At 63.0% G+C, this 23,616-nt stretch carries 26 protein-coding genes and 1 tRNA gene; 15 read left to right on the top strand and 12 right to left on the bottom strand.

Going from position 1 to position 23,616, the window contains the following annotated elements; genetic code table 11:
• Nucleotides 1-33: 33 nt before the first annotated feature.
• Genes GPS82_RS04670 through GPS82_RS04660 form a run of 3 tightly spaced genes read left to right on the top strand, consistent with a single transcriptional unit; the run spans nucleotide 34 to nucleotide 3,294 of the window.
• Nucleotides 34-1,353 carry an efflux RND transporter periplasmic adaptor subunit gene (locus tag GPS82_RS04670; RefSeq protein WP_296491525.1) on the top strand — a complete coding sequence of 440 codons (1,320 nt, stop codon included), beginning with the start codon at nucleotides 34-36 and terminating at the stop codon, nucleotides 1,351-1,353.
• Nucleotides 1,350-2,087, top strand: a complete 738-nt coding sequence (locus GPS82_RS04665) for an ABC transporter ATP-binding protein (protein ID WP_296491522.1) — start codon at nucleotides 1,350-1,352, stop codon at nucleotides 2,085-2,087. The genes GPS82_RS04670 and GPS82_RS04665 overlap by 4 nt, the downstream gene beginning before the upstream one ends.
• 1 nt (nucleotide 2,088) lies before the next feature.
• A complete protein-coding gene (locus GPS82_RS04660; RefSeq protein ID WP_296491520.1) occupies nucleotides 2,089-3,294 on the top strand; it encodes an ABC transporter permease in 1,206 nt (401 codons plus the stop codon).
• A 26-nt stretch (nucleotides 3,295-3,320) separates the two neighbouring features.
• On the opposite strand, the gene purN is transcribed toward GPS82_RS04660, so the two are convergent.
• Complete coding sequence (gene purN, locus GPS82_RS04655; RefSeq protein WP_296491517.1) at nucleotides 3,321-3,914, bottom strand: phosphoribosylglycinamide formyltransferase; 594 nt, start codon at nucleotides 3,912-3,914, stop codon at nucleotides 3,321-3,323.
• 13 nt (nucleotides 3,915-3,927) lie between these two features.
• Between purN and GPS82_RS04650 the strand changes: the two genes are divergently transcribed.
• The gene (locus GPS82_RS04650) at nucleotides 3,928-4,611 is read left to right on the top strand and encodes a YceH family protein (RefSeq protein ID WP_296491515.1); all 684 of its coding nucleotides are present in this window, start codon (nucleotides 3,928-3,930) and stop codon (nucleotides 4,609-4,611) included.
• Nucleotides 4,612-4,657: 46 nt separating this feature from the next.
• On the opposite strand, the gene GPS82_RS04645 is transcribed toward GPS82_RS04650, so the two are convergent.
• The 4 genes from GPS82_RS04645 to GPS82_RS04630 all read right to left on the bottom strand — a co-directional run bounded on the left by GPS82_RS04645 (nucleotide 4,658) and on the right by GPS82_RS04630 (nucleotide 9,000).
• Nucleotides 4,658-5,452 (bottom strand): SDR family oxidoreductase, encoded by a 795-nt coding sequence (locus tag GPS82_RS04645; RefSeq protein WP_296491512.1) that lies wholly within the window; start codon nucleotides 5,450-5,452, stop codon nucleotides 4,658-4,660.
• Between the two features lie 28 nt (nucleotides 5,453-5,480).
• A complete protein-coding gene (locus GPS82_RS04640) occupies nucleotides 5,481-6,392 on the bottom strand; it encodes a DMT family transporter (RefSeq protein ID WP_296491509.1) in 912 nt (303 codons plus the stop codon).
• 71 nt (nucleotides 6,393-6,463) lie between these two features.
• Nucleotides 6,464-8,248 carry a type II/IV secretion system protein gene (locus tag GPS82_RS04635; protein WP_296491546.1) on the bottom strand — a complete coding sequence of 595 codons (1,785 nt, stop codon included), beginning with the start codon at nucleotides 8,246-8,248 and terminating at the stop codon, nucleotides 6,464-6,466.
• A complete protein-coding gene (locus tag GPS82_RS04630; protein ID WP_296491507.1) occupies nucleotides 8,245-9,000 on the bottom strand; it encodes a spermidine synthase in 756 nt (251 codons plus the stop codon). Before GPS82_RS04630 ends, GPS82_RS04635 begins: the two co-directional genes overlap by 4 nt.
• A gap of 177 nt (nucleotides 9,001-9,177) precedes the next feature.
• Here GPS82_RS04630 and GPS82_RS04625 point away from each other — a divergent pair, with 177 nt between their 5' ends.
• Nucleotides 9,178-9,744 carry a lipocalin family protein gene (locus tag GPS82_RS04625; protein ID WP_296491505.1) on the top strand — a complete coding sequence of 189 codons (567 nt, stop codon included), beginning with the start codon at nucleotides 9,178-9,180 and terminating at the stop codon, nucleotides 9,742-9,744.
• Nucleotides 9,745-9,782: 38 nt separating this feature from the next.
• On the opposite strand, the gene GPS82_RS04620 is transcribed toward GPS82_RS04625, so the two are convergent.
• The 4 genes from GPS82_RS04620 to GPS82_RS04605 all read right to left on the bottom strand — a co-directional run bounded on the left by GPS82_RS04620 (nucleotide 9,783) and on the right by GPS82_RS04605 (nucleotide 13,048).
• Nucleotides 9,783-10,628, bottom strand: coding sequence for a TatD family hydrolase (locus GPS82_RS04620; RefSeq protein ID WP_296491503.1), 846 nt, complete (start codon nucleotides 10,626-10,628; stop codon nucleotides 9,783-9,785).
• Nucleotides 10,629-10,654: 26 nt separating this feature from the next.
• Entirely contained in the window at nucleotides 10,655-11,044 is a 390-nt protein-coding gene (locus tag GPS82_RS04615; RefSeq protein WP_296491501.1) for a hemerythrin domain-containing protein, read from the bottom strand.
• 65 nt (nucleotides 11,045-11,109) lie between these two features.
• The gene (lolD, locus tag GPS82_RS04610) at nucleotides 11,110-11,799 is read right to left on the bottom strand and encodes a lipoprotein-releasing ABC transporter ATP-binding protein LolD (RefSeq protein WP_296491499.1); all 690 of its coding nucleotides are present in this window, start codon (nucleotides 11,797-11,799) and stop codon (nucleotides 11,110-11,112) included.
• The gene (locus tag GPS82_RS04605; RefSeq protein ID WP_296491497.1) at nucleotides 11,792-13,048 is read right to left on the bottom strand and encodes a lipoprotein-releasing ABC transporter permease subunit; all 1,257 of its coding nucleotides are present in this window, start codon (nucleotides 13,046-13,048) and stop codon (nucleotides 11,792-11,794) included. Before GPS82_RS04605 ends, lolD begins: the two co-directional genes overlap by 8 nt.
• A 93-nt stretch (nucleotides 13,049-13,141) precedes the next feature.
• Between GPS82_RS04605 and GPS82_RS04600 the strand changes: the two genes are divergently transcribed.
• From GPS82_RS04600 to recJ, 3 genes are read left to right on the top strand one after another with little or no spacing between them, the layout of a single operon-like run.
• A complete protein-coding gene (locus tag GPS82_RS04600) occupies nucleotides 13,142-13,708 on the top strand; it encodes a Uma2 family endonuclease (protein ID WP_296491494.1) in 567 nt (188 codons plus the stop codon).
• A gap of 7 nt (nucleotides 13,709-13,715) precedes the next feature.
• On the top strand, nucleotides 13,716-14,654 hold the full coding sequence (locus tag GPS82_RS04595) for a phosphoglycerate mutase (protein ID WP_296491491.1): 939 nt from the start codon (nucleotides 13,716-13,718) through the stop codon (nucleotides 14,652-14,654).
• A complete protein-coding gene (recJ, locus tag GPS82_RS04590) occupies nucleotides 14,651-16,381 on the top strand; it encodes a single-stranded-DNA-specific exonuclease RecJ (RefSeq protein ID WP_296491489.1) in 1,731 nt (576 codons plus the stop codon). Before GPS82_RS04595 ends, recJ begins: the two co-directional genes overlap by 4 nt.
• 5 nt (nucleotides 16,382-16,386) lie before the next feature.
• On the opposite strand, the gene GPS82_RS04585 is transcribed toward recJ, so the two are convergent.
• Nucleotides 16,387-17,055, bottom strand: a complete 669-nt coding sequence (locus tag GPS82_RS04585) for a DUF599 domain-containing protein (protein WP_296491487.1) — start codon at nucleotides 17,053-17,055, stop codon at nucleotides 16,387-16,389.
• A 46-nt stretch (nucleotides 17,056-17,101) separates the two neighbouring features.
• On the opposite strand from GPS82_RS04585, the gene GPS82_RS04580 reads away from it, so the two are divergent.
• From GPS82_RS04580 to GPS82_RS04555, 6 genes are all read left to right on the top strand, one after another.
• Nucleotides 17,102-17,980, top strand: coding sequence for a 3',5'-nucleoside bisphosphate phosphatase (locus GPS82_RS04580; protein WP_296491485.1), 879 nt, complete (start codon nucleotides 17,102-17,104; stop codon nucleotides 17,978-17,980).
• The gene (locus GPS82_RS04575) at nucleotides 17,926-18,870 is read left to right on the top strand and encodes a DMT family transporter (RefSeq protein WP_296491483.1); all 945 of its coding nucleotides are present in this window, start codon (nucleotides 17,926-17,928) and stop codon (nucleotides 18,868-18,870) included. Before GPS82_RS04580 ends, GPS82_RS04575 begins: the two co-directional genes overlap by 55 nt.
• A 4-nt stretch (nucleotides 18,871-18,874) precedes the next feature.
• On the top strand, nucleotides 18,875-19,498 hold the full coding sequence (locus GPS82_RS04570; protein ID WP_296491480.1) for an L-threonylcarbamoyladenylate synthase: 624 nt from the start codon (nucleotides 18,875-18,877) through the stop codon (nucleotides 19,496-19,498).
• Nucleotides 19,499-19,524: 26 nt separating this feature from the next.
• Nucleotides 19,525-20,193: a site-2 protease family protein gene (locus tag GPS82_RS04565; RefSeq protein ID WP_296491477.1), complete on the top strand. Its 669-nt coding sequence runs from the start codon at nucleotides 19,525-19,527 to the stop codon at nucleotides 20,191-20,193.
• Between the two features lie 79 nt (nucleotides 20,194-20,272).
• A complete protein-coding gene (locus GPS82_RS04560) occupies nucleotides 20,273-21,580 on the top strand; it encodes a tryptophan--tRNA ligase (protein ID WP_296491474.1) in 1,308 nt (435 codons plus the stop codon).
• Between the two features lie 27 nt (nucleotides 21,581-21,607).
• Nucleotides 21,608-21,695, top strand: a tRNA-Ser gene (locus GPS82_RS04555).
• Nucleotides 21,696-21,956: 261 nt separating this feature from the next.
• Here GPS82_RS04555 and GPS82_RS04550 read toward each other — a convergent pair.
• Both GPS82_RS04550 and GPS82_RS04545 read right to left on the bottom strand, forming a co-directional pair.
• On the bottom strand, nucleotides 21,957-22,430 hold the full coding sequence (locus tag GPS82_RS04550) for a pyridoxamine 5'-phosphate oxidase family protein (RefSeq protein ID WP_296491473.1): 474 nt from the start codon (nucleotides 22,428-22,430) through the stop codon (nucleotides 21,957-21,959).
• Nucleotides 22,431-22,583: 153 nt separating this feature from the next.
• Nucleotides 22,584-23,306 (bottom strand): endonuclease NucS domain-containing protein, encoded by a 723-nt coding sequence (locus GPS82_RS04545; protein WP_296491471.1) that lies wholly within the window; start codon nucleotides 23,304-23,306, stop codon nucleotides 22,584-22,586.
• A 157-nt stretch (nucleotides 23,307-23,463) separates the two neighbouring features.
• On the opposite strand from GPS82_RS04545, the gene GPS82_RS04540 reads away from it, so the two are divergent.
• The coding region (locus GPS82_RS04540; RefSeq protein WP_363717111.1) for a phage integrase N-terminal SAM-like domain-containing protein at nucleotides 23,464-23,616 on the top strand (153 nt) is incomplete at its 3' end.

The raw sequence follows: 23,616 nt of genomic DNA, 5'->3' as shown, positions 1-23,616 counted from the left end.
ACCCTATTCAGACCAAACACACCTGAGCATCCTATGACCGACCCCTCGCCAAAGACCCCCCAGACTGCCAGCCCCGGCCCCAGTGATTTGCAAGCCATGCTGCAGGCACCCGCCAAACCCGCCTGGTGGCGCCGCCCCGCGCTGTGGGCAACATTGGCGGCGCTCATTGCCGCGGGTGGCGGTTACGCCTACTGGCAGCAAAGTCAAGAGCGCAATGCCGCGCCCAGCTATGTCACCGAGCCGGCCAGCAAGGGCGACCTGACGCTCACGGTCACGGCCAACGGCACGCTGCAACCCACGCGCTCGGTCAACATTGGCAGCGAGCTGTCGGGCACCGTGCTGCGCGTGCTGGTGGATGTGAATGACAAGGTCAAAAAAGGCCAAGTGCTGGTGGAACTTGACACCGCCAAACTCAACGACCAGATTCTGCGCTCTCGCGCCGCGCTGGCCAGCGCCCAAGCGCAATTGGCCCAGGCGGCGGCCACCGTCAAGGAGAGCAGCGCCAGCCTGGCGCGCCTGGAAGAAGTGGCAAGGTTGTCGGGTGGCAAGGTACCGTCTAAAACCGAGCTTGATAGCGCCCGCGCGGTGCATGATCGCGCCATCGCCGGCGAGGCCAGCGCGCGCGCCAACGTGGATTCAGCGCGGGCCACGCTGGCCACCGACGAGACCAACCGCTCCAAAGCCTCCATCCGCTCCCCCACCGATGGTGTGGTGCTGACGCGCTCGGTCGACCCCGGCAACGCCGTGGCGGCTTCGCTGCAAGCCGTGACGCTGTTCACCGTGGCCGAAGACCTGAGCCAGATGCGTCTGCAGGTCAACGTGGATGAGGCCGATGTGGGCCGCGTCAAGATCGGCCAGCCCGCCACTTTTACCGTCAGCGCCTTTCCCAGCCGGCGCTTTCCGGCAGCGATCACGCGCGTGGCCTTTGGCTCCACCATCACCGACAACGTGGTCACTTACCAAACCCAGCTTGATGTCAAAAACGACGACCTGAGCCTGCGCCCCGGCATGACCGCCACCGCCACCATCACCGCCGTTGAGCGTAAAAACGTGCTGCTGGTGCCCAACACCGCGCTGCGCTTTTCCCCGCAAACCAATGACACGGCAGCCAAATCCGGCAGCAACATCATGGCCAGCGTGATGCCGCGCATGCCGCGCACCGGCGCCGGCAAAAAGGCCACCGGCGGCACCGCCAGGCAAGTTTGGGTGCTGCGTGACGGCGCACCCGCGGCGGTCAGCGTCACACCAGGGATCAGCGACGGCCGCATGACCGAGATCACCGGCGGTGACCTGCTTGAGGGCATGCCGGTGATCACCGACCAGCGTTCGGGTCCGGCAGCAGCCAAACCATGAGCAGCCAGCCGCTGATCGAACTCAAGGCCGTCACCAAAATGTACGGCGCGGGAGCCACCGCACTGCAGGCGCTCAAGGGCGTTGACCTGCGCATTGAAGCCGGTGATTTTGTCGCCATCATGGGCCCCAGCGGCTCGGGCAAATCCACCGCCATGAACACCCTGGGTTGCCTGGACACGCCCACCACCGGCGAATACCTGTTCAATGGCGTGCATGTGGAAACCCTGAGCCGCGACCAGCGCGCGCTACTTCGCCGGCGCTACCTGGGTTTTGTGTTTCAGGGCTTCAACCTGCTGGCGCGCACCAGCGCCCAGGAAAACGTTGAACTGCCGCTGCTGTACCGCGGTGAACCCACCAAAGTTCGCCATGAGGCCGCGAAAAAGGCGCTGGCCTCGGTCGGCCTGGCCGGCTGGGAGCACCATACCCCGGCCGAACTCTCGGGCGGCCAGCAGCAGCGGGTGGCAATTGCCCGCGCCATCGTCACCGAGCCCGCCGTGCTGCTGGCCGACGAGCCCACCGGCAACCTCGACACGCACCGCAGCCTGGAGATCATGGAACTGCTCTGGAGCCTCAATGTGGACCACGGCATCACCGTGCTGATGGTCACCCATGAGGCCGACATGGCGGCCTATGCCAAGCGCATCGTGCATTTTGTCGACGGCGTGGTGGACAGCGACACGCGCAATCCGCAACCCAAGGCGCTGCAACGCACCAAAGCTTCCGAGGTGGCTTGAGATGTGGCTCAGCACCCTGCTATTGGCCATGCGCTCGATCCGGCGCAATTTGCTGCGTTCGTTTCTGACCATTCTGGGCATCGTGATCGGCGTGAGCGCCGTCATCACCATGGTCACCGTGGGCAACGGCGCCACTTTGGCCATTCAAAACCAGATCTCCGGCCTGGGCACCAACTTGCTGCAAGTGCGCCCGGGCCAGCGCATGATGGGCGGGGGCGGCGGTGGCGCGCCGGCGTTCAGGGCCACCGATGCGCTGGCGCTGGGCACGCAGGTGAGCAGCCTGCTGGCCGTGGCACCCGAGGCGCGCAGCGGGGTCACGCTGGTGCTCGATGGCCGCAACTGGAGCAGCAGCGTCATCGGCAGCACCCAGGACTGGATGGTCACCGGCAACTGGAAACTGGCCGATGGCCGCCTCTTCACCCTTGAAGAACAAGTGGCCGGATCGGCCGTGTGCCTGATTGGCGAAACCGTGCGCCGCGAGCTGTTCGGCAGCCAGATCGCCGTCGGTGCGTCAATTCGGGTCAAGCAAATCAGCTGCGAAGTGATTGGCGTGCTTGGCTCCAAAGGCCAGGGCGCCTTTGGCAACGACCAGGACGACCTGGTCTTTATGCCGCTCAACACGCTGCAGCGGCGCATCACCGGCAACACCCGCGTCAACACCCTGATGGTGTCAATGCAGGAAGGCGCCGACCCCGAGCGCGTCAAGGCGGCCATCACCGAGTTGCTGCGCGAGCGGCGCAAGCTGGCAGAGGGTGACGAGGACAACTTCAACGTGCTTGACACCAAACAACTCGGCGAAGCCTTTTCCAGCACCACCCGGGTCATGACCATGCTGCTGGGCGCGGTGGCGGCCGTGAGCTTGCTGGTGGGCGGCATCGGTATCATGAACATCATGCTGGTGAGCGTGACCGAGCGCACCCGCGAGATCGGCCTGCGCCTGGCCATTGGCGCGCTGGAGCGCGAGGTGCTCATGCAATTTTTGATCGAGGCCGTGGTGCTCTCGGCGCTGGGTGGCGTGATCGGCATTGTGCTGGCCACGGGTGCCTCAATTGGTTTGTCCGGGTTCATGGAAGTGCCGTTTGTGTTCAACCCCGGCATCAACGCACTGGCCTTTGTATTTTCTGCCGGCATTGGCGTGCTGTTTGGCTACTTCCCGGCGCGCCGGGCCGCCAGGCTGGACCCGATCGAGGCGCTGCGGCACGAATAGCGACCGCTTTCAAACTGAAAGAGGAATTACATTCTTTGCAGTAATTTGGCAATCGCCTGCGGATAGATCAAGTGCTCCTGCGCAAGCACCCGCGCGCCCAGGGTGTCAGCGGTGTCACCCGGCAACACCGGCACCACCGCCTGCGCCAGGATCGGGCCGTGGTCCAGTTCTGCGGTCACCAGGTGCACGGTGGCCCCGGTGACCTGGCAACCGGCATCCATGGCACGCTGGTGAGTGTGCAAACCGGCAAAGGCGGGAAGCAGCGAGGGGTGAATATTCACCAAACGGCCGGCGTAGCGGCTGACAAACCCCGGCGTCAGGATGCGCATAAAGCCTGCCAGCACCACCAGCACCGGCTGGCTCGGGCTGTCATAACGGTCAATCACCTGCGCCAGCGCCGCGTCAAACGCCTCACGGCTCGGATAGGCCTTGTGGTCAAGCACCTCGGTGACAATGCCGTGGTCGCTGGCAAATTTCAGCCCCCTGGCCTCGGCCTTGTTGCTGATGACGGCGGCCACGCGGGCACCGCAATTGACAGCCCATTTCTCGCGCTGTGCGGTTTTTACGATGGCGGCCATGTTGGAGCCGGTGCCCGAGATCAAAATGACGATGTTTTTCATACTTGGCTGAATTATGACTTTGACCCCTGCTACTTCCCTGACCCTCTCGCCCGTTGAGGCCCGTGTGCTTGGCACCCTGATGGAAAAGGCACGCACCGTGCCCGACAGCTACCCGCTCTCGCTCAATTCCCTGATGCTGGGCTGCAACCAAAAAAGCAGCCGCGATCCGGTGATGGACCTCGGCGAGTCCCATGTGGCCAGCGCGCTTGACAGCCTGCTCGCCCAGAATCTGGTGCGCGCCAACACTTCCGGGCGCGTCACACGCTACGAGCACAACTTTCAGCGCGGCCTGCAGGTGCCCGAGCAGTCGGCAGTGTTGCTGGGCCTGCTGATGCTGCGCGGACCGCAAACTGCGGCTGAGTTGCGCCTGAACACCGAGCGCTGGTACAGGTTTGCCGACATTTCCTCGGTGGAGGGTTTTCTGGAAGAATTGCAGGACCGCTCGGCAGAAAAAGGCGGCCCGCTGGTGATCAAACTGGCGCGCGCGCCCGGTGCCCGCGAGCAACGCTGGGCCCATTTGCTGTGCGGCCCGGTGGATGAGACGCAATTCGCCCACGCCGCCGGCGGCCGTGGTGCCGACGGCTCGTCCGGCAACCTGGCGCGCATCGAGCAGCTTGAAGCGGAAGTGGCCCAGCTCAAGACCATCGTGCACCAGCTTTGCACCGAGTTGGGAATGGCACCGCCCGGACCAGCCTGAGCAGCAAGGCAACCCAGAGGGGCTTTGGGCAATCTTGCCTCAGAGGCTAAAAAGTCCCCGGATAAGCACCACCATCGGCCAGCACATTTTGCCCGGTCATGTAGCCGGCCTGCTGGCTGCACAAAAAGGCGCAGATGGCGCCAAACTCGTCGGGCGAGCCAAAGCGTTTGGCCGGAATGGTGTTGCGCCGGGCGGCTGCCACCGCCTCAAGCGGCTGCGCCGTCTTGGTGGCGGCACCCTGAAAGATGGACTGCAGGCGCTCGGTGTCAAAGGCACCGGGCAGCAGGTTGTTGATGGTCACGCCCCGGGCGGCCAAACCGCTGCGCGCCAGGCCGGCCACAAAACCCGTCAAGCCACTTCGCGCACCATTCGACAGGCCCAGCACATCGATCGGTGCCTTGACCGCGCCGGAGGTGATGTTGACGATGCGCCCGAACCCGCGCGCGGCCATGCCGTCCACCGTGGCCTTGATCAGCGCGATGGGCGTGAGCATGTTGGCATCCAGCGCGCGAATCCAGTCGTCGCGCTCGAAGTTGCGAAAGTCGCCGGTGGGCGGGCCACCGGCGTTGGTCACCACGATGTCATAGTCGGCGCGCTGCGCCAGCACTGCGGCGCGGCCGGCCTCGGTGGTGATGTCGGTTGCAACCCATTGCACGATGGCCCCGTTTTGGCTGGCGAAGCTGTCAGTCAACTGCGCCGCAGCGGCTTGCAAGGCCTCGGCCCCGCGCGCCACCATCAGCACATTGACGCCCTCCTGCACCAGCGCTTTGGCGCAGCCCAGCCCCAGCCCTTTGCTGGCCCCGCAGACCAACGCCCATTTGCCCGAAATTCCCAACTCCATCACCGTCTCCTTGTGAAAATAATGCCAACTACGCCGACCGTCGCGCGCGGCTGGAAAAGACAAAAATGCCGGCCACCACCAGCGCTGTGCCGGCTGCCACCCACGCGGTGAAAGGCTCGCCCAGCAGCAGCACGCCCATCAAAATGGTCGACATGGGGCCGACCATGCCGGTTTGCGCCGCCAGGCCGGCGCCAATGCGCTCAATGGCCATCATCACCATCAATACCGGCGCGGCCGTGCACAGGGTGGCGTTCAGCACTGACAGCCAGATCACCTCGGGCGCCACCAGAGCGGCAGTCATCGGCCGCAGCAGCACAAACTGGCCGATGCACAGCACGCAGGCCACCGTGGTGGCCAGGCCAACCAGCCGCAGCGAACCCAGCCGCTGCACCAGTTCGCCGCTAAAACTGAGGTAGATGGCGTAACTCACAGCGCTGCCAAACACCAGCAGCGCTCCCAGGGCGGCATCCGTGCCGGCAAAATTGATCTCATGGCCAAACACCAGGATCACACCGCAATAGCTGATGGCCATGCCCAGCGCCTGGCGGCGGCTGATGTGGCGTTTGTACAGCACCAGCCCCAGCAGCAACACCAGCGTCGGATTGAGGTACAGGATGAGCCGCTCCAGCGAGGCACTGATGTACGCGAGGCCGGCAAAATCCAGAAAACTGGCCAGGTAGTAGCCGGTAAACCCCAACCCCAGCACGCCCCACCAGTCGCGCCGGGTGAGCGGCGGCTTATCGCGACTGGCCCACCAGGCCATGACGGCAAAAATGGGCAGCGCAAACAGCATGCGGTACATGATGAGGGTGACCGCATCGACACCGTGGCGGTAGGCCAGCTTGACAATGATGGCCTTGCCGCTGAAGGCAATCGCGCCCAGCGTGGCCAGCACCAGGCCGGTGGCCAGTTCCTTGGACGGCAAATGAACTTGATGCATCAGGGCGGAACTTCCACAAAAGTCACCTCACAGGTGCGCTTGAAACCCGGCCAGCATGAAGGCACCGCCACTCAAGTGAGCGCCGGGGTTGATGCCAGCACCTCTTCCAGCACCGTCAGGCCCTCGGCCACGCGCAGGGCACCAGCCAGCCTGAGCGGGCGCATGCCGTCGGCAACGGCCTGGCGCTTGAGCGCATCGGCGTTGGGCTCGCGGGTGATCTTTTCCTTGAAGGCTTCACTCACCACCAGCAATTCGTACAGGCCCATGCGGCCCATGAATCCGGTCATGCGGCAGTCGACACAACCCACCGCCTTGAACGGCTGGTAAGCCCCGCTGAGTTGCCAGGGCTTCACCACCTCGGTCAGCGCATCAAGGGTGGCCGCCGGGTCGGGCACCTTGCAGTGTGTGCACAGCGTGCGCACCAGGCGCTGCGCCAGCACGCCCAGCAGCGTGGCATTGACCAGATAGGCGGGAACACCCAGTTCCATCAGCCGCGTCACCGCGCTGGGTGCGTCATTGGTGTGCAGGGTTGAAAATACCAGGTGTCCGGTGAGCGCCGCCTGCACCGCCATCTCAGCGGTTGCCTGGTCGCGAATTTCACCGACCATGATGATGTCGGGGTCCTGGCGCATCAGGGCGCGCAGTCCTTCGGGAAAGCCAAAGTCGAGCAGCGGTTGCACCTGGGTCTGGTTGAACGACGGCTCGATCATCTCGATCGGGTCCTCCACCGTGCTCACATTCACTTCCTCGGTGGCAACGCGCTTCAGGGTGGAATAGAGCGTGGTGGTTTTACCCGAACCCGTGGGGCCGGTCACCAGGATGATGCCGTTCGGGCGCTTCACCAGCGCCTCCCAGCGCTGCGCGTCGTGGCTTGAAAAACCCAGCGCATCAAGGTCTTTCACGGTGGTGTCGGGGTCAAAAATGCGCATCACCATCTTCTCGCCAAAAGCCGTGGGCAGGGTCGAGATGCGCATTTCAATCTCGTCGCCGCCGGGATTGCGCGTCTTGATGCGGCCGTCCTGCGGCCGGCGCTTTTCAACCACGTCCATGCGCCCGAGCAGCTTGATGCGCGCCGTCATGGCGCCCAGCACGCCCATCGGCATCTGGTACACCGGATGCAGCACGCCGTCAATGCGAAACCGGATCACGCCCTGCTCACGGCGCGGCTCCAGGTGGATGTCGCTGGCGCGCTGGTCAAACGCATATTGCCACAACCAGTCAACCACCCGCACCACGCTCTGGTCGTTGGCGTCGAGTTGCTTGTTGCTCTTGCCCAACTCCACCAGTTGCTCAAAACTGGAACCGACGTTGCTGCCGGCCTTGCTGGCGGCACGCACCGACTTGGCCAGCGCAAAAAACTCGGCGGTGTAGCGGGAAATGTCCTGCGGATTGGCCAGCACCCGGCGCACGCTGCGCCGCGCCTGGCGCTCCACCTCGGCCACCCAGTCGGTCAAAAAAGGCTCGGCGGTGGCCACCACCACCTCCTGGGCCGTGACCTGCACTGGCAAAATCCTGTGGCGCTCGGCATAGGCCGGGCTCATGGTGTCAGCCACCTTGGCCACATCGACCTTGAGCGGATCGATGCGCAAGTAGGCCAGTCCGGCACGCGGCGCCAGCCATTGCACCAGCGCCTCCATGCCCATGGCCTTGTCGTCGCTGGCGCGGTGCACGCCGACGCTGGTCAGCCGCAGCAGCGGGTGCTGCACGCTCTCGGCCTGGGCGCAGCGCGACTGGATGCGCTGGGCTTCCTGCGTCGTGATGAGGCCATCGGCCTGCAGCCACAACACCAGGCTGCGCCAGTCCAGCGGGCCTTCGGTTTTGCGGCCAGGCGTCGTCATGGGCGTGCCCAGCGTCATGACAGCATGGGTTTGAAGACCCGTACCCATTTGCTGGCCGGCAGGCCCCATTCAAACTCGATCCGGTCGGCGCGCGTCATCAGCACATCGCGCTTGGGGCGGCTCGGCGTGTGCTGCGCCAGCACCACGGTGTTGCCCTCGCGCGTGGGTTTGAAGGCCCAGATGGCGTCCTTGCCAAAGGCCGCCGACATTTTTTCGACACTGCGCGCGAAGCTCGACGCCCGGCCAAACAGGTTCACCGTCATGCTGCCCTCGGGCGTCAGCAGGCGGCGGCAGTGGTTGTAGAACGGCAGGCTGTCGAGCACCGGGGCGGCGGCCTCGTGGTCGTACAAATCCACCTGCAAAGCATCCACGGTGCCCCACCATTTGGGGTTCAGGATTTCTTGCGCCGCATCATTCAGCACCACCTGCAGGCGCGGGTTTTCCGCGGGAAATTTGAACCAGCCCTTGCAAGCCGCCAGCACCTGCGGATTGAGCTCGATGACGCTGGTTTTCATGCGCAACTCCTTGTGACAGAACTTGGTCAGCGCGCCGGCGCCCAGCCCCAATTGCAAGGCCTGGCGGTCTTTCACCGAATCGGGCGGCACAAACAACAGCCAGGCCATCATGCGCTGAATGTACTCATGCACCAGCGCGTTGGGCTCGGTCAGGTACATCGAGCCCTGGATCCATTCGGTGCCCAGGTGCAGGTGGCGGATCTTGCCATCGTCTGAATAATTGACCTCGGGAAGAGAGTGGGTGTTTTTTTTCAAGGTGGCTTGATTATCTCCAATCGATCCCCGCGGCCTGAAACCGGCACAGAGGTAAACTCCACCGCGCATCACCCGGTCTTGGTGGATGCGGCCCCCGGGCATCCCCGCACCCGGACATTTTTGCAAAAAGTGCTCCGCCCATTGCCGCATCCTTGACCATAACCTCAACAGCCAACAATGAAAATCACACTTGCCATTGCCGTTGCCTGCCTTGCCGGCCTTGCGGGCCTGCATGCTGCGGCGCAAACAGCGCCCGCGCCAAGCCAGCCACTCACCCCCATTGCCACGCTGGACGTGCCGCGCTACATGGGAACCTGGTTTGAGATTGCCAAATATCCCAACAGCTTCCAGAAAAAGTGTGTTGCCAACACCCAGGCCAGCTACAGCCTGCTCGGCGATGGCCGGTTGCAGGTGGTAAACCGCTGCCTGCTTGCAGATGGCCAGACCAGCGAAGCTGTTGGCGCCGCAAGGCAGCAGGGCGAGGCCAGCTCACCCAAGCTCAAAGTCCGCTTTGCCCCGGCCTGGCTGTCGCTCATCCCCATGGTGTGGGGCGACTACTGGGTCATCGACCTGGACCCGGCCTACCAATTGGCCGCCGTGGCCGAGCCCAAACGCGAGTACCTCTGGATTTTGTCCCGCACCCCAAAAGTGGACAGCACAACCTACCTGTCCCTGCTGGAACGCCTGACGCAAAAAGGCTTTGACATCAGCAAGCTTGAGAACTCACCCCACATCGACCGTTAACCACCACTGCCGCCCGAGGTGAGCCATGACCCGGCCTGTCATTGCGCCTGCAGCAGCGCCCCCAGTTTTGGCAGCGCCGCGAGCGCATTGCGCGTGGTGGCCGAGGCCAGTTCCTCCGCACTTATGCCGCGCAGTTCGGCCAGCACCGCAGCAATGCGCGGCAGTTCGGCGGGTGAATTGACACTTTGCGGTTCGCCTGCGGCGCGCTGTTCGGCCGTTTTGTAAAGCCAATGCGGCGGCATGTCGGGGGCATCGGTTTCCAGCACGATCGCATCCAGCGGCAGGCCGACAGCCAGGTGGCGCAGTCGCAGGGCCCGCTCGTAGGTCACCGCCCCGCCAAAACCCAGTCTGAACCCAAGATCAATGAAACTTTGAGCCTGGCTGGCGCTGCCGTTGAAGGCGTGCGCAATGCCATGCCAGTCGGAGCGCGCCACGCTGCGCAGCCCCTTGAGCACCTGGTCAACCGAGCGGCGCACATGCAACAACACCGGCAAGCCGTATTTGCGCGCCAGCTTGAGTTGCGACAGGTAAAAGTGTTGCTGGCGCTCGCGCAAGGGGCTGACGCACAGCTCTGGCACAAACAGGTCGAGCCCGATTTCACCCACCGCAACCAGTCGGGGATCGTGCCGGTGGAACTGCAGCGCGGCGTCGAGCCGGTCCAGGTCGGCGTCCTGTGCCGCTTTCACGTACAGCGGGTGAATGCCCAGCGCGTAGCTGTCGCCGCCGGCATGCGCCAGGGTGCGCACCGCCTCAAAGTTGGCCACCTCGACCGCTGGCAACACACACTGGACCACTTGGTTGCGCGCTGCCTGCGCACGCAGCGAGGGGCCTGAGGCGCCGAACTCGGCGGCATCCAGATGGCAGTGGGTGTCGATGAATGTCACACCGATTCACCCAAGACCAGGATTTGTCAGGCTGACTGGCTGGCTGCCAGGAAACGACCCAGGCTGGCATCCTCTTCAGGCACATGGCGCACGGCCCAGTCCTGCATCAGGGCGGCAATGGCCGGCTTGTTCATGTAACCCTTGCCCACATCCATGCTGCGGCCAATGAGCCGGTCCAGCAGCATCTGGTGTTGCGCCCTGTGCGCCTCCAGCCCGGGAAAGTTGACGCGGCGCATCAAGGCCTCTTCGAGCTCAAACTGAACCCGGGCCTGCTTGCACAGCGACACAATCGCGGAGCGCAGCACCGTCAGGTCATCGGACGCGAGAAACGCATTCGTCAGAGCGAACAACTCCTCCTGCATGGCATCCACCGCGGCATCGCCAATTTTGTAACTTTCTTGCCATTCAACACTCATCTTTACACCTCAAAAAAAACCTGTTTTAGTCCAACCAAATTATCGGTAAAAATCTGAGCAATTACCTAAGCCGAACCTGCTTCTGTCAATTTGCCCAGCACCAGCCTGAGCTGTCGGGAGCAGCGGGCAGCCAGCGCCTCGTCATGCGTCACCACAATAAAGGCCGTGCCCTGAGTGCGCGCCAGTAGCAGCATCAGATCGAAAACGCCGTGCGCCGTGCTGCGGTCCAGGTTGCCGGTCGGCTCATCGGCCAGCACGCAGGCCGGCTGGGTGACCAGCGCGCGGGCGATGGCCACGCGCTGGCGCTCGCCACCCGAGAGTTCGGCCGGGCGATGCTGCAAGCGCTCAATCAGGCCCACACTGGTCAGCATCTTGCTGGCGATCTGTGCCGCCTCAAAGTGCGCCATGCGCCTGATCCACAGCGGCATGGCCACATTGTCAAGCGCGCTGAACTCGGGCAGCAAATGGTGAAACTGGTAAACAAAACCCAGGTGGCGGTTGCGCAGACGGCCCTGCTCGGCTTCGCCCACCTGCGCCAGATCCTGGCCGTGCAGCAGCACCGAGCCGCTGCTGGGCGCGTCAAGTCCACCCAGCAAATGCAACAGGGTGCTTTTGCCGGAGCCGGAGGCACCCACAATGGCCAGCGTCTCGCCGGCGCGCACATCCAGGTCAACGCCCTGCAGCACCGTTACGTCCAGCCGCCCTTCGGTAAAGCGTTTGGTCAACCCGCGCGCGCTCAGGACAATTTCACTCATAGCGCAGCGCCTCCGCCGGATTGACGCGGCTGGCGCGCCAGCTCGGGTAGAGCGTGGCCACAAAGGCCAGCACCAGAGAGATCAAGGCAATCGGCATGATGTCTGCCTGTTGCGGGTCGCTCGGCATGCGGCTGATCAGATAAATGTCTTTCGGCAAAAAGCTGGCACGAAAGAGCTGCTCCAACGCCGGCACGATCACGTCAATGTTGAACGCCACACCCAGGCCCAATGCCAAGCCGGCCAGCGTGCCGATCACGCCCACCATGGCGCCCTGCACCACAAAGATGCCCATGATGCTGGACGGGCTGGCGCCCAGCGTGCGCAAAATGGCGATGTCAGCGCGCTTGTCGGTCACTGTCATGACCAGCGTGCTGACCAGATTGAAGGCCGCCACCGCAACGATCAGCGTCAGGATGATGAACATCATGCGTTTTTCGAGCTGGACTGCGGCAAACCAGGTGCGGTTCTGGCGCGTCCAGTCACGGATCACCAGCCGGTCGGTCAGCGTGGTGGCCAATTCGGCGGCCACTTCCCGGGCCTGGTGCAGGTCGCGCAGCTTGACGCGCACGCCGCTGGGGCCCTCCAGCCGGAAGATGCGCGCCGCGTCTTCAATGTGCATCAGCACCAGCCCCGAGTCATATTCGAAATGGCCCGAATCAAAAATACCCACCACCGTCGTCTGCTTCAGGCGCGGCACCACACCCGCCGGCGTGACCTGGCCGCTGGGCGCCACCAGCGTCACCTTGTCGCCCACAATCACACCCAGGCCGCGCGCCAGTTCGGCACCCAGCACCACGCCAAACTCGCCGGGAATCAGAAGGTTCAAACCGGTGTTCTTGAGCTCGAGCGCCAGGTCGGTCACCTCACCCTCTCGGGCCGGGTCGATGCCCCTCACCAGCGTGCCTTTCATGTCTTCACCCCTGGCCAACAATGCCTGGGTGGCAATGAAAGGGGCCGCGCCAATCACGGCCGGGTTGGACCGGACCTGGGTCAGCGTGCGCGCCGCGTCGGGCAGGGCCTCGCCGTTGGGCGCAAAAATCTCGATGTGCGAGACCACCCCCAGCATGCGGTCGCGCACCTCTTTCTGAAAACCGTTCATCACACTCAGCACGATGATCAGGGCCGCCACACCAAGCGCGATGCCCAGCATCGACACGCCCGAGATGAACGAGATAAAGCCGTTGCGCCGGGTGGCCCGGCCGGCCCGCGTGTAGCGCCAGCCAAGGATCAATTCATAGGGGAGTTGCATACCCGCATTGTGGCATTGCAGCCCAGGCCGATCCGAAGCTGGCGGCCAGACTCCCGCATAATCAGGCCTTGCACCGTTTGAGAGGACAACACCATGGGACTTCCCGCACACAGCGGCGCCTTTGGCGCCGACGACTACCTGACCTGGGAAAGCACGCAACTTGACCGCCATGAGTACCTCAATGGCGAAGTCTTTGCCATGGCTGGTGCCGAAGACCGGCATGTGACGGTCACGATGAATATCGCATTCGCCCTGCGCCAGCACCTCAGCGGCAGCCCGTGCCGCACCTACATGAGCGACATGCGGCTGCATGTGGCAGGGGCCAACAGCTATTTTTACCCCGACGTGCTGGTCACCTGCAGTGCGCAGGACGCCGCCAGCCCGCTGGCCAAAACCGAACCCAAGCTGATTGTGGAGGTGCTCTCTGCCAGCACCGCCGCGTATGACCGCGGACTCAAATTTGGCTATTACCGCAGCTTGGAGAGCCTGCAAGAATACGCGTTGATCGACCTGGACAGCCGCAGCACCGACTGCTATCGCAAAGGTGCCGACGGCCTGTGGGTGCTGCACCCCTTTGCCAAAGGCGAGTCGGTGTCGCTGGCCAGTGTGGCGTTGACGCTCGGCGCCGAGCAGTTGTTTGCCGACGTGCTGGTGCTCTGAGTTACGCATGCACCTGCTGATTCCTTACGCGGCCAGCCATGCCGAGGGCTGCCAGGCTGAGCTGGCGACTTTGAGTCTGCCGAACCTGCAAAAACTCTTGCCCCGCCTGGGCGCGCAAGCACCGGATGCGGGCGACGAACTGAGTTGGTCACCGCCGCACGAGCGCGCACTGGCGGCCGCCTCGGGGCTGAGCGCGGCAGACGGGCAGATTCCATGGGCAGCGCTGCAGGCGCGGAAATACCCCGAGCTGAGCGCACAGAAAGGCGGCTGGGCGTTTGTGACCTTGTGTCATTGGCAAGCCAGCATGCATGAAGTGACGCTGCGCCAGATCCCGATGCAAGACCTGGGCGCCGCTGAATCCGACGCTTTTTTGAACGCCATGCAGCCCTTTTTTGCACAGGACGGCATCACGCTGCACCCGGACCAACCCGGCCGTTGGTTGGCACACGGCGAGGTATTTGAAGGTTTGCGCAGCGCCTCGCCAGACCGGGTGCTGGGCCGCAATCTGGCGCCCTGGATGCTGCCAGCGGCGCAGGCTGCCAGCCTGATCCGGCTGATGAGCGAAATGCAGATGCTGCTCTACACCCACGCGCTCAATGATGCCCGCGAGGCGCTTGGAGCGCTAAGCATCAACGCCATCTGGATCAGCGGCACAGGAGTCCTGGCGGACTCGATTCACGCCCCGGTGCCCGTCACCGTGGTCCAAACGCTGCGCGACGCCGCGCTGAGGGAAGACTGGGCCGCCTGGGCCAGCGCCTGGCAGGCACTGGACGCGATGGAAATCAAGGCCTTGCTGGAGGCTCACAATCAGGGCCAAGCGGTTCAACTCACCCTGTGCGGCGAACGTCATGCGCAGAGTTGGCACACCCGGCCGAGAACCCTGATGCAAAAAATAAGGCCGCTTTTTGGCGCGCCGCCTGTTCAAAGTTTGCTCGAAAAATTATGAAAATCATGGTCAGAGATGCCCCGCCCAGAACCATCTGGGCGCTGGAGCAAGCCGGCATTCATCCCTTGCTGGCACAACTTTACGCCGCCCGCGGTGTGCAAGGCCCTCAGGAACTCGACGACGCGCTGGCCAAGCTGCTGCCACCCGCCAGCATGCTGGGCACGGCGGATGCGGCACGGCTGCTGGCCGACGCCATCCGCGACGACAAAAGGCTCTGCATCGTGGCCGACTACGACTGCGACGGCGCCACCGCCTGCGCAGTCGGGGTGCGCGGCCTGCGCCTGCTCGGCGCCGGCCATGTGGACTACATCGTGCCCGACCGGGTGCAGGACGGCTATGGCCTGACACCCCCGATTTCCGAGCGCGTCAAGGCCAGCGGTGCCGATGTGCTGATCACTGTGGACAACGGCATTGCCAGCTTCGAGGGTGTGTCCCGGGCTCGCGCGCTGGGCCTGCAAGTGCTGGTGACCGACCACCATTTGCCGGCCCTGCGCGACGGCCGGACCGAGCTGCCCGACGCCAACGTGATCGTCAACCCAAACCAGCCCGGCTGCGCTTTTGAGAGCAAGGCCATCGCCGGTGTCGGTGTGATGTTTTACGTGCTGCTGGCGCTGCGCGCCGAGCTGCGCCAGCGCGGCGCTTTCAGTGCGCAAGACCAGCCCAAACTTGACGCCCTGCTGCCTTTGGTGGCGCTGGGCACTGTGGCTGACGTGGTCAGGCTCGACACCAACAACCGCCGCCTGGTGGCGCAAGGCCTGAAACGGGTGCGCGCCCTGGCCCTGCCTGCCGGCTTGGCGGCCCTGTTTGTGGCGGCCTCGCGCGAGGCCAAAACGGCCACTACCTTTGACTTTGGTTTTGCGCTGGGGCCGCGCATCAACGCCGCCGGGCGTTTGTCCGACATGACGCTGGGCATTGAATGCCTGCTCACCGACGACGCCGGGCGTGCCCAGGAGCTGGCCAAAGCGCTCGATGCCATCAACCGCGAAAGGCGCGACATTGAAGGCGGCATGCGTGAACAGGCGCTGCTGGTGGCCGAGTCGCTGTTTGAAGACGCCTCCGAGGCGCCGCCGGCCATTTGTGTTTTTGATGCCGACTTTCACGAGGGTGTGGTCGGCATCGTGGCGTCGCGCCTCAAGGACAAGTTTCACCGCCCCAGCTTTGTCTTTGCCCGCAGTGGCGCCACTGGGCATGGCCACGAACTCAAGGGCTCGGGCCGCTCCATTCCCGGCTTTCACTTGCGTGACGCGCTCGACCTGGTGGCCAAGCGCCGTCCCGACGCGCTGCTGCGCTTTGGCGGACACGCCATGGCCGCCGGCTGCACCTTGAACGAGGATCAACTGGGAAGCTTCGAGCAGGGCTTGACCGAGGTCGCGCAGGAGTGGCTTGATGCGGCCACGCTGACGCGCCGGCTCGACACCGACGGCGCGCTCAAGCCCGAATACCGCCGCCCGGATTTGGTCGACGCACTGCACCACGAGGTCTGGGGCCAGGGTTTTGCCGCCCCCACCTTCAGCGAAGAGCTCGAGGTGGTGTCGCAGCGCCTGGTGGCCGAAAAACACCTGTCGCTCAAGCTCAAGCATCGCGGCGAGCCGGTTGACGGCATCTGGTTTGGCCATACCGAACCGCTGCCCAGCCGCGTCAAGCTGGCGTTCCGGCTTGATGTGGACAGTTGGCGCGGTGAGCGCCGGGTGCGCTTTCTGGTCGAGGCGGCCGAACTCCTGGCTTGACCGGGCTAGCCCATCAGGTCGGTGTCGTGCCGGGGTGCCCGGTCCAGGTGAAACAGAAAAAATACCATCGCCATGGTGGCGCCCAGCAGCCACAGCGGCCCGAACAACCAGAACAACAGTGGCACCGTGAAGTAATAAGAACGCATGCCAATGCGGTAATAAATGCCGGCCCGGTTGAACTGCGCGCCGACCTGCCTGATCTGCAGCGCCTCATTTGACTTGTCCAGCGGCACGTTGATCAAATAGCCGATGTGGTGAAAAATCCGCACCGACATGGAAAACGAAAAAAACGCAAACAACAGGTCAAACAACATCATCAGGAGTTTGAACAGCCACATCTCCGCACCCGCGCGTCCCAGAAAATTGAGCGCGTGCCAGGTCCCGGAGAGCTTGTCGCCCTGCGCGCTGAGGGTGAGCACACCAATGATCAGCAACACCGCAGTGGAGGCCATGAAGCTGGCCGACATGGTGGAGTTGCGCAAGGTTTGCACTGCCAGGATGTCACGCCGCTCGCGCATCACACTCTCCACCCAGGCCGCTCGTGCGGCCAGCATGACATCCTGCGCGCTCGACGCCGGGTCACGCCGGGTGCGCCAGCGCAGGTACTGCTGATACACCAGCACCATGGCGGCAGAGGCCGCAAAACACAATAGATCAGTCGCGTGGGTGGTCATGAACTCATACATCACCCCATTTTGCCAGCCACCCTAAAATCAGAAAATGAACACCCCCCTGAACGCTGACCTGCACTGCCATTCCGTTGTTTCCGACGGCACCCTCACCCCCGAAGAGTTGGCCCAGCGCGCCAAGGCCCGGGGCGTGACACTGTGGGCCTTGACCGACCATGACGAAATCGGCGGTCAGGCCCGTGCGGCTGCGGCTGCGGCGGCCTGCGGACTGGACTACCTGAGCGGGGTTGAGATCTCGGTCACTTTTCTGCATCAGACCGTGCACATCGTCGGCCTGGGTTTTGATGTCAACAATGCCGCGCTCGCCGAGGGCTTGCAGCAAACCCGCGGCGGGCGTTCGCAACGGGCCCGGGAAATGGCCGCCGACCTGGCCCGTGTCGGCATCCAGGGCGCATTTGAAGGCGCCCTGTCCTACGCCGGCAACCCTGAGCTGATCTCGCGCACCCATTTCGCCCGTTTCTTGGTGGAAACCGGCGTTTGCAAGGACACCTACGAGGTGTTTCGCAAATACCTCACCGAAGGCAAGCCCGGCTTTGTCGAGCACCGCTGGGCCAGCCTGAAAGACGCGGTGCGCTGGATCACCCAGGCCGGAGGTTTGGCGGTGATTGCACACCCGGCGCGCTACAAATTCAGCGCCAACGAAGAGATGGCTTTGTTTACCGAATTCAAGGGGTATGGCGGTATGGGTGTGGAGGTGACCACCGGCAGCCATTCGGCAGCCGAAAGCGCAAGCTATGCCGCGACGGCGCTTGAGTTTGGCCTGGCGGCCTCGCGTGGCAGCGACTTTCACAGCCCCAGCGAGAGCCGCACCGAACTCGGTGCGCTGCCCGACCTGCCAGAGCAGTTGACACCGGTGTGGGAACTGCTGGCCGGGCGCATTCAGCGCGCACCCACATCGACGCTGGCCTGAATGCCATGTCGTTCTGGAAAAGCCGCCAAGCCGGCGGCATTTTGCTGATCATTCTGGCGGCGCTCTCGTTTGCATCTCTCGACACGGCCACCAAGCACGCCACACAACTGGTGCCCTTGCTCATGCTGCTGTGGTTTCGCTATGCCTTTCAGGCTGTGGTGACCTTTGCGCTGCGCTTTCCGGCGCAGAAAGCCCGGCTCTTTGCCACATCCAATCCGCGCTTTCAGTTGCTGCGCGGGGTGCTGCTGCTGATCACCAGCGCCTGCTCATTTTTCGGCTTGCAGTATTTGCCTGTCGGCGAATTCACAGCCATGGCCATGCTCTCGCCCATGGTCGCCACCGCCATGGCCGCCTGGACCTTGAAAAACCATGTGTCACCAAGACGCTGGATGCTGATGGGTCTGGGGCTGATGGGCGTGCTGCTGGTGGTTCGCCCGGGCGGTCAGGTCTTTGGCTGGGCCGTGCTGTTTCCGGTGGTGCTGGTGACCGCCTACGCCTGGTTCCAGGTGCTCACCAGCCGTCTCAGCGGCGACGAAAATCCCTACACCACGCACTTTTACACCGGTCTGGTGGGGGCCGTGGTCATGACCCCCATCATGCTTTTCAGCTGGAGCAGCGCCGCACTGCTGAGTTATTGGTACTGGTTTGTGGTGGTCGGATTCCTGGGCACCTTTGGCCATCTGATGCTGATCCGCGCCTTCAACCGCGCCAACGCGGTGGTGCTCACGCCCTATCTCTACATGCAGATTGCCTTTGCCACAGTGCTGGGTTGGATTGTGTTTCGCCATGTGCCCGATGGCCTGGCCTGGGCCGGCATTGCGGTGATTGCTGCCAGCGGCGTGGGGAATGCCGTTCTCACCTCTCGCGAGGCCGGCGGGCAGCGACAATAGCGCCATGCCGCAAATTTTTGAGATTCATCCCGACAACCCGCAACAGCGCCTGCTGAAACAGGCCACCGCCCTGCTTGACAAGGGTGAAGTGCTGGCCGTGCCCACCGACTCCAGCTATGCGCTGGTGTGCCACCTCGACGACAAGGCCGCTGCTGACAAGCTGCGCCGCATTCGCGGTGTGGACGACAAGCACCACCTGACGCTGCTGTGCCGCGACCTGTCGGAACTGTCCACCTACGCCAAGGTTGACAACCAGCAATACCGCCGCATCAAGGCCGCCACTCCAGGTGCCTACACCTTTATCCTGGAGGCCACCAAGGAGGTGCCGCGCCGCCTGAGCCATCCGTCACGCAAAACCATTGGCCTGCGCGTGCCCGACCACAAGGTGCTGCAGGAACTGCTGGCGCTTTACAGCACCCCGCTGCTGGCCACCACCCTGATTGCGCCGGGCGAAACCGAACCCATGAACGATGCCGACGAAATTTCCGCCCACTACAGGGGCCGCATTGCCGCCATCATCGATTCTGGCGCCTGCCCGCGCGAGCCCACCACCGTGGTCGACCTGACCGGTGGCGACCCGGTGATCATCCGCGAAGGCCGTGGTGCCCTGGCGCCCCTGGGCCTCTGACCCCGCCTGCCCCGAGACCCCACGCCATGGACTTTGCCCAACTCATTCAAACTGTCGCCCTTTACGCCATTCCGGTGGTGCTGGCCATTACCCTGCACGAAGCCGCGCATGGCTATGTCGCCAAGCACTATGGCGACAACACCGCCTACAAGCTCGGACGCGTCACGCTCAACCCGCTGCCGCACATCGACCCGGTGGGCACCATCCTGATGCCGCTCATCTTGTACTTTGCCACCTCGGGCGCGTTTCTGTTTGGTTATGCCAAGCCGGTGCCGGTGCGCTTTGGCAATTTGCGCAACCCCAAGCGCGACATGGTCTGGGTGGCGCTGGCCGGTCCGGGCTCCAACTTTTTCCAGGCGCTGGTCTGGGGTGCCTTGCTTTACCTGTTTCGAGGTGCCGACGTCAATGAGCCATTTCTCGTTGAGATGGCGCAAGGCGGCGTGCTGGTCAACGTGGTGATGGCGGTGTTCAACCTGTTCCCGTTGCCGCCACTTGACGGTGGCCGCATTCTGGTCGGGCTACTGCCCTACCGCCAGGCCATGCTGGTGTCGCGGGTGGAGCCCTATGGCTTTTTCATCGTGATGGCGCTGGTGCTGGCCGGCGTGGTCAGCAACCTGTGGCTGCGCCCGCTGATGGGCCTGACCTACCAACTCATCAACTTGCTGCTGAGCCCGCTGGCCTGGCTGGTGAGCTGAACGACGTGAACCCTGACTTCGTCACTGCGAGCGCGGCGCGGCTGTCCATCTGTTTTTGACCTTTCCTCCAATTTCTCCCATGCGCATCGAACGTTTTCTCACCGGCATCACCACCTCGGGCACCCCGCACCTGGGCAACTACGTGGGCTCAATACGACCTTCCGTGGGACACAGTTTGCGTCCTGGTGTCGAGAGTTTTTACTTTCTGGCCGATTACCACGCCCTGATCAAGGTCGAAGATCCGGCGCGTATCCAGCGCTCCACGCTGGAGATTGCCGCCAGTTGGCTGGCCTGCGGCCTCAACCCCGACCGGGTGGTTTTTTACCGCCAGTCGGACGTGCCGGAAATCCCCGAGCTCACCTGGTTTCTGAGTTGCGTGCTGGGCAAGGGCGTGCTCAACCGCGCGCATGCCTACAAAGCTGCCGTCGACAAAAACACGGCAGCAGGCAACGACCCGGACGCCGATGTCAATGTGGGCCTGTTCATGTACCCGGTGCTGATGGGCGCCGACATTTTGATGTTCAACGCCCATCAGGTGCCGGTGGGGCGCGACCAGGTGCAGCACATCGAAATGGCGCGCGACATGGCGCACAGCTTCAACCACCGCTATGGCGAACATTTTGTGGCGCCCGAGGCCGCCATAGAAGACCATGTGGCCACCCTGCCCGGCCTCGACGGCCGCAAAATGAGCAAGAGCTACGACAACACCATCCCGCTGTTTGCGCCGCGCGAGCAGCTCAAAAAACTCATCGGCAGCATCGTGACCGACTCGACCCTGCCGGGCGAAGCCAAGGCCGTGGAAGGCTCAACCCTGTTCCAGATTTACCAGGCCTTTGCCAGCGCCACCGAGACCGAAGCCCTGCGCCAAGCCTATGCCGCCGGTATTTCCTGGGCCGATGCCAAGCATCTGGTGTTTGAGCGCATTGACCAGGAAATCGCGCCGATGCGGGCCGCGTACCAAGACCTGATCGACAACCCGGCCAAAATTGAAGCCATCCTGCTGGCCGGGGCGGCCAAGGCCCGCACGATTGCCACACCGCTCATGAGTCAACTCCGCCATGCCGTGGGGCTGCGCCCCCTGCAAACCCATGCCAGCACGACCACCAAAGCGGTCAAGCAGGCGCTGCCGGTTTTCAAGCAATACCGCGAAAGCGACGGACAGTTTTACTTCAAATTGCTCAGCGACGACGGCAAACTACTGTTGCAAAGCGGCGCTTTTGCCTCGCCCAAAGTGGCGGGCCAAACCATTGTCGCGCTACAGACCAACGGGATCACCGCCACGCAAGCCAGCCCGGTGGTGCTGAAAAACGGCCCAGGTGTCACAGACTCCGACATTGCGGCCGCTTTACAGGCCCTGCAGATTGCCAAGGAAGCCAAACCAGCTTAACCGGCACTGTACAATTCCCGGCTTCGCGGAGAGATGGCAGAGTGGCCGAATGTACCTGACTCGAAATCAGGCGTACCGCAAGGTACCGTGGGTTCGAATCCCACTCTCTCCGCCAATTTACCTATGGTGATGGATATAAAAATCCTTCTACCCCCCAAACAACCCGCCTAAAATTTTGCGCTTGGATGCGACGGGTTAACCCAAATCGCGTACCAGCAAAAAAAACCCAGCGGGTAAGGCTGAGTCTTAACTCTTTCGAGCCTCGCGAAGGGAGGCAACACGAGGGGGCCTAAGCCCAGCAAGCGCAAAATGGGCCGCAGGCCCAGCGCTTGCTGGCTGGCGCGGCACGCTGTTGGGGCTCGGCTTGAGCGAGGGGTTAGGCATCGCCGCGCGCGGACTGGACACCATAAGTTTTCATGGCTGAAGCGATCTGGGACTCTTCGCTGGTTTCGTCGGGGTGCAGGCGATAGTTTGGTGCCACGATCGGTTCAATGGCGGTGGCCTGAACGACAAACACGCTGTGAATCGGGAATCTTGGTCCTGCCATTTTTGCCAGTGGCGGGGACCAGACGGAGAAGTCGGGTTCATGCTTCTTCACATTCCGGGCCAGACCGGTGACCTTGAAGCCCTTCTGAACCAAAGCGTCAACGAAGCTGACGCACACGCGAGAGTTGCCTTCTATGTTGCGGGCGCTTGCTGGAGACGCAATGTTCGCGATGACAAGGTGCTCACCATCGAACACAGCGAAGATCTCCTTCGGCGACACGTTTGGTTGACCGGACTCATCGACCGTCGCCAGCCAGCAGAGCACGCTGCGAGTTGCGGATTCTTTGACTTGTGGTGAAAGCATGAGGAGAGCGATGGTTCGTTTTGCGATGCCTAACGTTAGAGCTAAGCCGGCACCGACAGCGTGGCGTGCCGGACGGCAAGCGCAAAACGGGCCGAAGGCCCAGCGCTTGACGGCTGGCGCGCCATGCTGTCGGTGCTCGGCTTGAGCGAGGGGTTAGGCGTCATCGAGTTCGAGTGACATGCGATACACCTTTAAGCTGACCCGATTTGAAGTAGAGGCTGCTTGCTGGAGGCTGTCGTCAATGGAACCGGCCACGATGATCCCGGAAATGGCGCGATCGGGAAACTGAGCTTGGAGCAGCCCAATGTACATGGACACCTGTCCGAAGGTTCGGAAGTCAGCCGTGCCGGACTTCAGTTCCACCACCAAGAGCGCTGAGGTGATCTCGTGTTCCAGCAGCACATCGATTCGGCGCCCACCAATGGGGTATTCGACTCCGACTGACGTTCCGCCAAAGATACGATGCTCAGGGAAGAGTTCTGCAACCTGCGCGCAAAGAGTCCGTTGCAGGTCTCTTTCATATGCGAAGTTCGTTGGTTCGAGCGCTTCAGGCGGAGTCTTGTCAACCGGAGAGGTGTCTGGACCGGAGGGCGTGACGGCATCCTGGTGCGGCTCGCTGAAGAATTCGGCGTACCTTCCGATTGCGGCGCGAAAGCGGCCGTGCTGCTCATACCCGAACTTCGAAAACTTGCCAGACTGGCTGTAATCGTGGGCAATCTCGCTTATACGGTGGTGATCGGTGATCGAGTAGATGTCAGTTGGAACACCAGTCTCTGCAGAGTAGTGTTTGGAGATGTTGTGTATGGCCTTGGGGTAGTTTGTCGCGGCGCCGGCGTTGCCGCGCTTGATGAGCCAGTCTCGGAATTTCTGTTCCACGGTTGCTCCGCTTTCTACGTTGTTTCTAGTGACGCCTAACTCAATATAGGGAGACACGCCCGTGTCTCTCTAACATCCGGGTTGTCGCCCTAACATCGCCGGGCGCCACCCGCGCAAACCCGCTTGCAATAAGGCTTGCAGCCAATATACTGTATGAATGAACAGTCATAACAATCCCAGAAAAACCAGCATGCCGGTTTTCAAGTCAACCCGGCTGCTGGATCAGTTACGTGAGCAGATTCGCTACCTGCACTATAGCCTTAGAACCGAAGAGGCTTATGTGTATTGGGTCAAAAACTTCATTCGGTTC

Origin of the sequence: Rhodoferax sp. (genome assembly GCF_011391645.1) — a bacterium.
GTDB lineage: Bacteria > Pseudomonadota > Gammaproteobacteria > Burkholderiales > Burkholderiaceae_C > Rhodoferax.
Note: the sequence above shows the minus strand (reverse complement) of the source record. Positions and strands in the feature narration are given on the sequence as shown.

Excerpts from the sequence above, each read along its gene's own strand:
- GPS82_RS04605 (WP_296491497.1), bottom strand. The coding sequence starts at position 13,048 with ATGCAACTCCCCTATGAATTGATCCTTGGCTGGCGCTACACGCGGGCC.
- GPS82_RS04615 (WP_296491501.1), bottom strand. The coding sequence starts at position 11,044 with ATGAGTGTTGAATGGCAAGAAAGTTACAAAATTGGCGATGCCGCGGTG.
- GPS82_RS04645 (WP_296491512.1), bottom strand. The coding sequence starts at position 5,452 with ATGGAGTTGGGAATTTCGGGCAAATGGGCGTTGGTCTGCGGGGCCAGC.
- GPS82_RS04550 (WP_296491473.1), bottom strand. The coding sequence starts at position 22,430 with ATGCTTTCACCACAAGTCAAAGAATCCGCAACTCGCAGCGTGCTCTGC.
- GPS82_RS04595 (WP_296491491.1), top strand. The coding sequence starts at position 13,716 with ATGCACCTGCTGATTCCTTACGCGGCCAGCCATGCCGAGGGCTGCCAG.
- GPS82_RS04565 (WP_296491477.1), top strand. The coding sequence starts at position 19,525 with ATGGACTTTGCCCAACTCATTCAAACTGTCGCCCTTTACGCCATTCCG.
- GPS82_RS04560 (WP_296491474.1), top strand. The coding sequence starts at position 20,273 with ATGCGCATCGAACGTTTTCTCACCGGCATCACCACCTCGGGCACCCCG.
- recJ (WP_296491489.1), top strand. The coding sequence starts at position 14,651 with ATGAAAATCATGGTCAGAGATGCCCCGCCCAGAACCATCTGGGCGCTG.
- GPS82_RS04625 (WP_296491505.1), top strand. The coding sequence starts at position 9,178 with ATGAAAATCACACTTGCCATTGCCGTTGCCTGCCTTGCCGGCCTTGCG.
- GPS82_RS04600 (WP_296491494.1), top strand. The coding sequence starts at position 13,142 with ATGGGACTTCCCGCACACAGCGGCGCCTTTGGCGCCGACGACTACCTG.
- GPS82_RS04665 (WP_296491522.1), top strand. The coding sequence starts at position 1,350 with ATGAGCAGCCAGCCGCTGATCGAACTCAAGGCCGTCACCAAAATGTAC.
- GPS82_RS04640 (WP_296491509.1), bottom strand. The coding sequence starts at position 6,392 with ATGCATCAAGTTCATTTGCCGTCCAAGGAACTGGCCACCGGCCTGGTG.
- lolD (WP_296491499.1), bottom strand. The coding sequence starts at position 11,799 with ATGAGTGAAATTGTCCTGAGCGCGCGCGGGTTGACCAAACGCTTTACC.
- GPS82_RS04580 (WP_296491485.1), top strand. The coding sequence starts at position 17,102 with ATGAACACCCCCCTGAACGCTGACCTGCACTGCCATTCCGTTGTTTCC.
- GPS82_RS04650 (WP_296491515.1), top strand. The coding sequence starts at position 3,928 with ATGACTTTGACCCCTGCTACTTCCCTGACCCTCTCGCCCGTTGAGGCC.
- GPS82_RS04635 (WP_296491546.1), bottom strand. The coding sequence starts at position 8,248 with ATGACGCTGGGCACGCCCATGACGACGCCTGGCCGCAAAACCGAAGGC.
- GPS82_RS04570 (WP_296491480.1), top strand. The coding sequence starts at position 18,875 with ATGCCGCAAATTTTTGAGATTCATCCCGACAACCCGCAACAGCGCCTG.
- GPS82_RS04585 (WP_296491487.1), bottom strand. The coding sequence starts at position 17,055 with ATGACCACCCACGCGACTGATCTATTGTGTTTTGCGGCCTCTGCCGCC.
- GPS82_RS04670 (WP_296491525.1), top strand. The coding sequence starts at position 34 with ATGACCGACCCCTCGCCAAAGACCCCCCAGACTGCCAGCCCCGGCCCC.
- GPS82_RS04660 (WP_296491520.1), top strand. The coding sequence starts at position 2,089 with ATGTGGCTCAGCACCCTGCTATTGGCCATGCGCTCGATCCGGCGCAAT.
- purN (WP_296491517.1), bottom strand. The coding sequence starts at position 3,914 with ATGAAAAACATCGTCATTTTGATCTCGGGCACCGGCTCCAACATGGCC.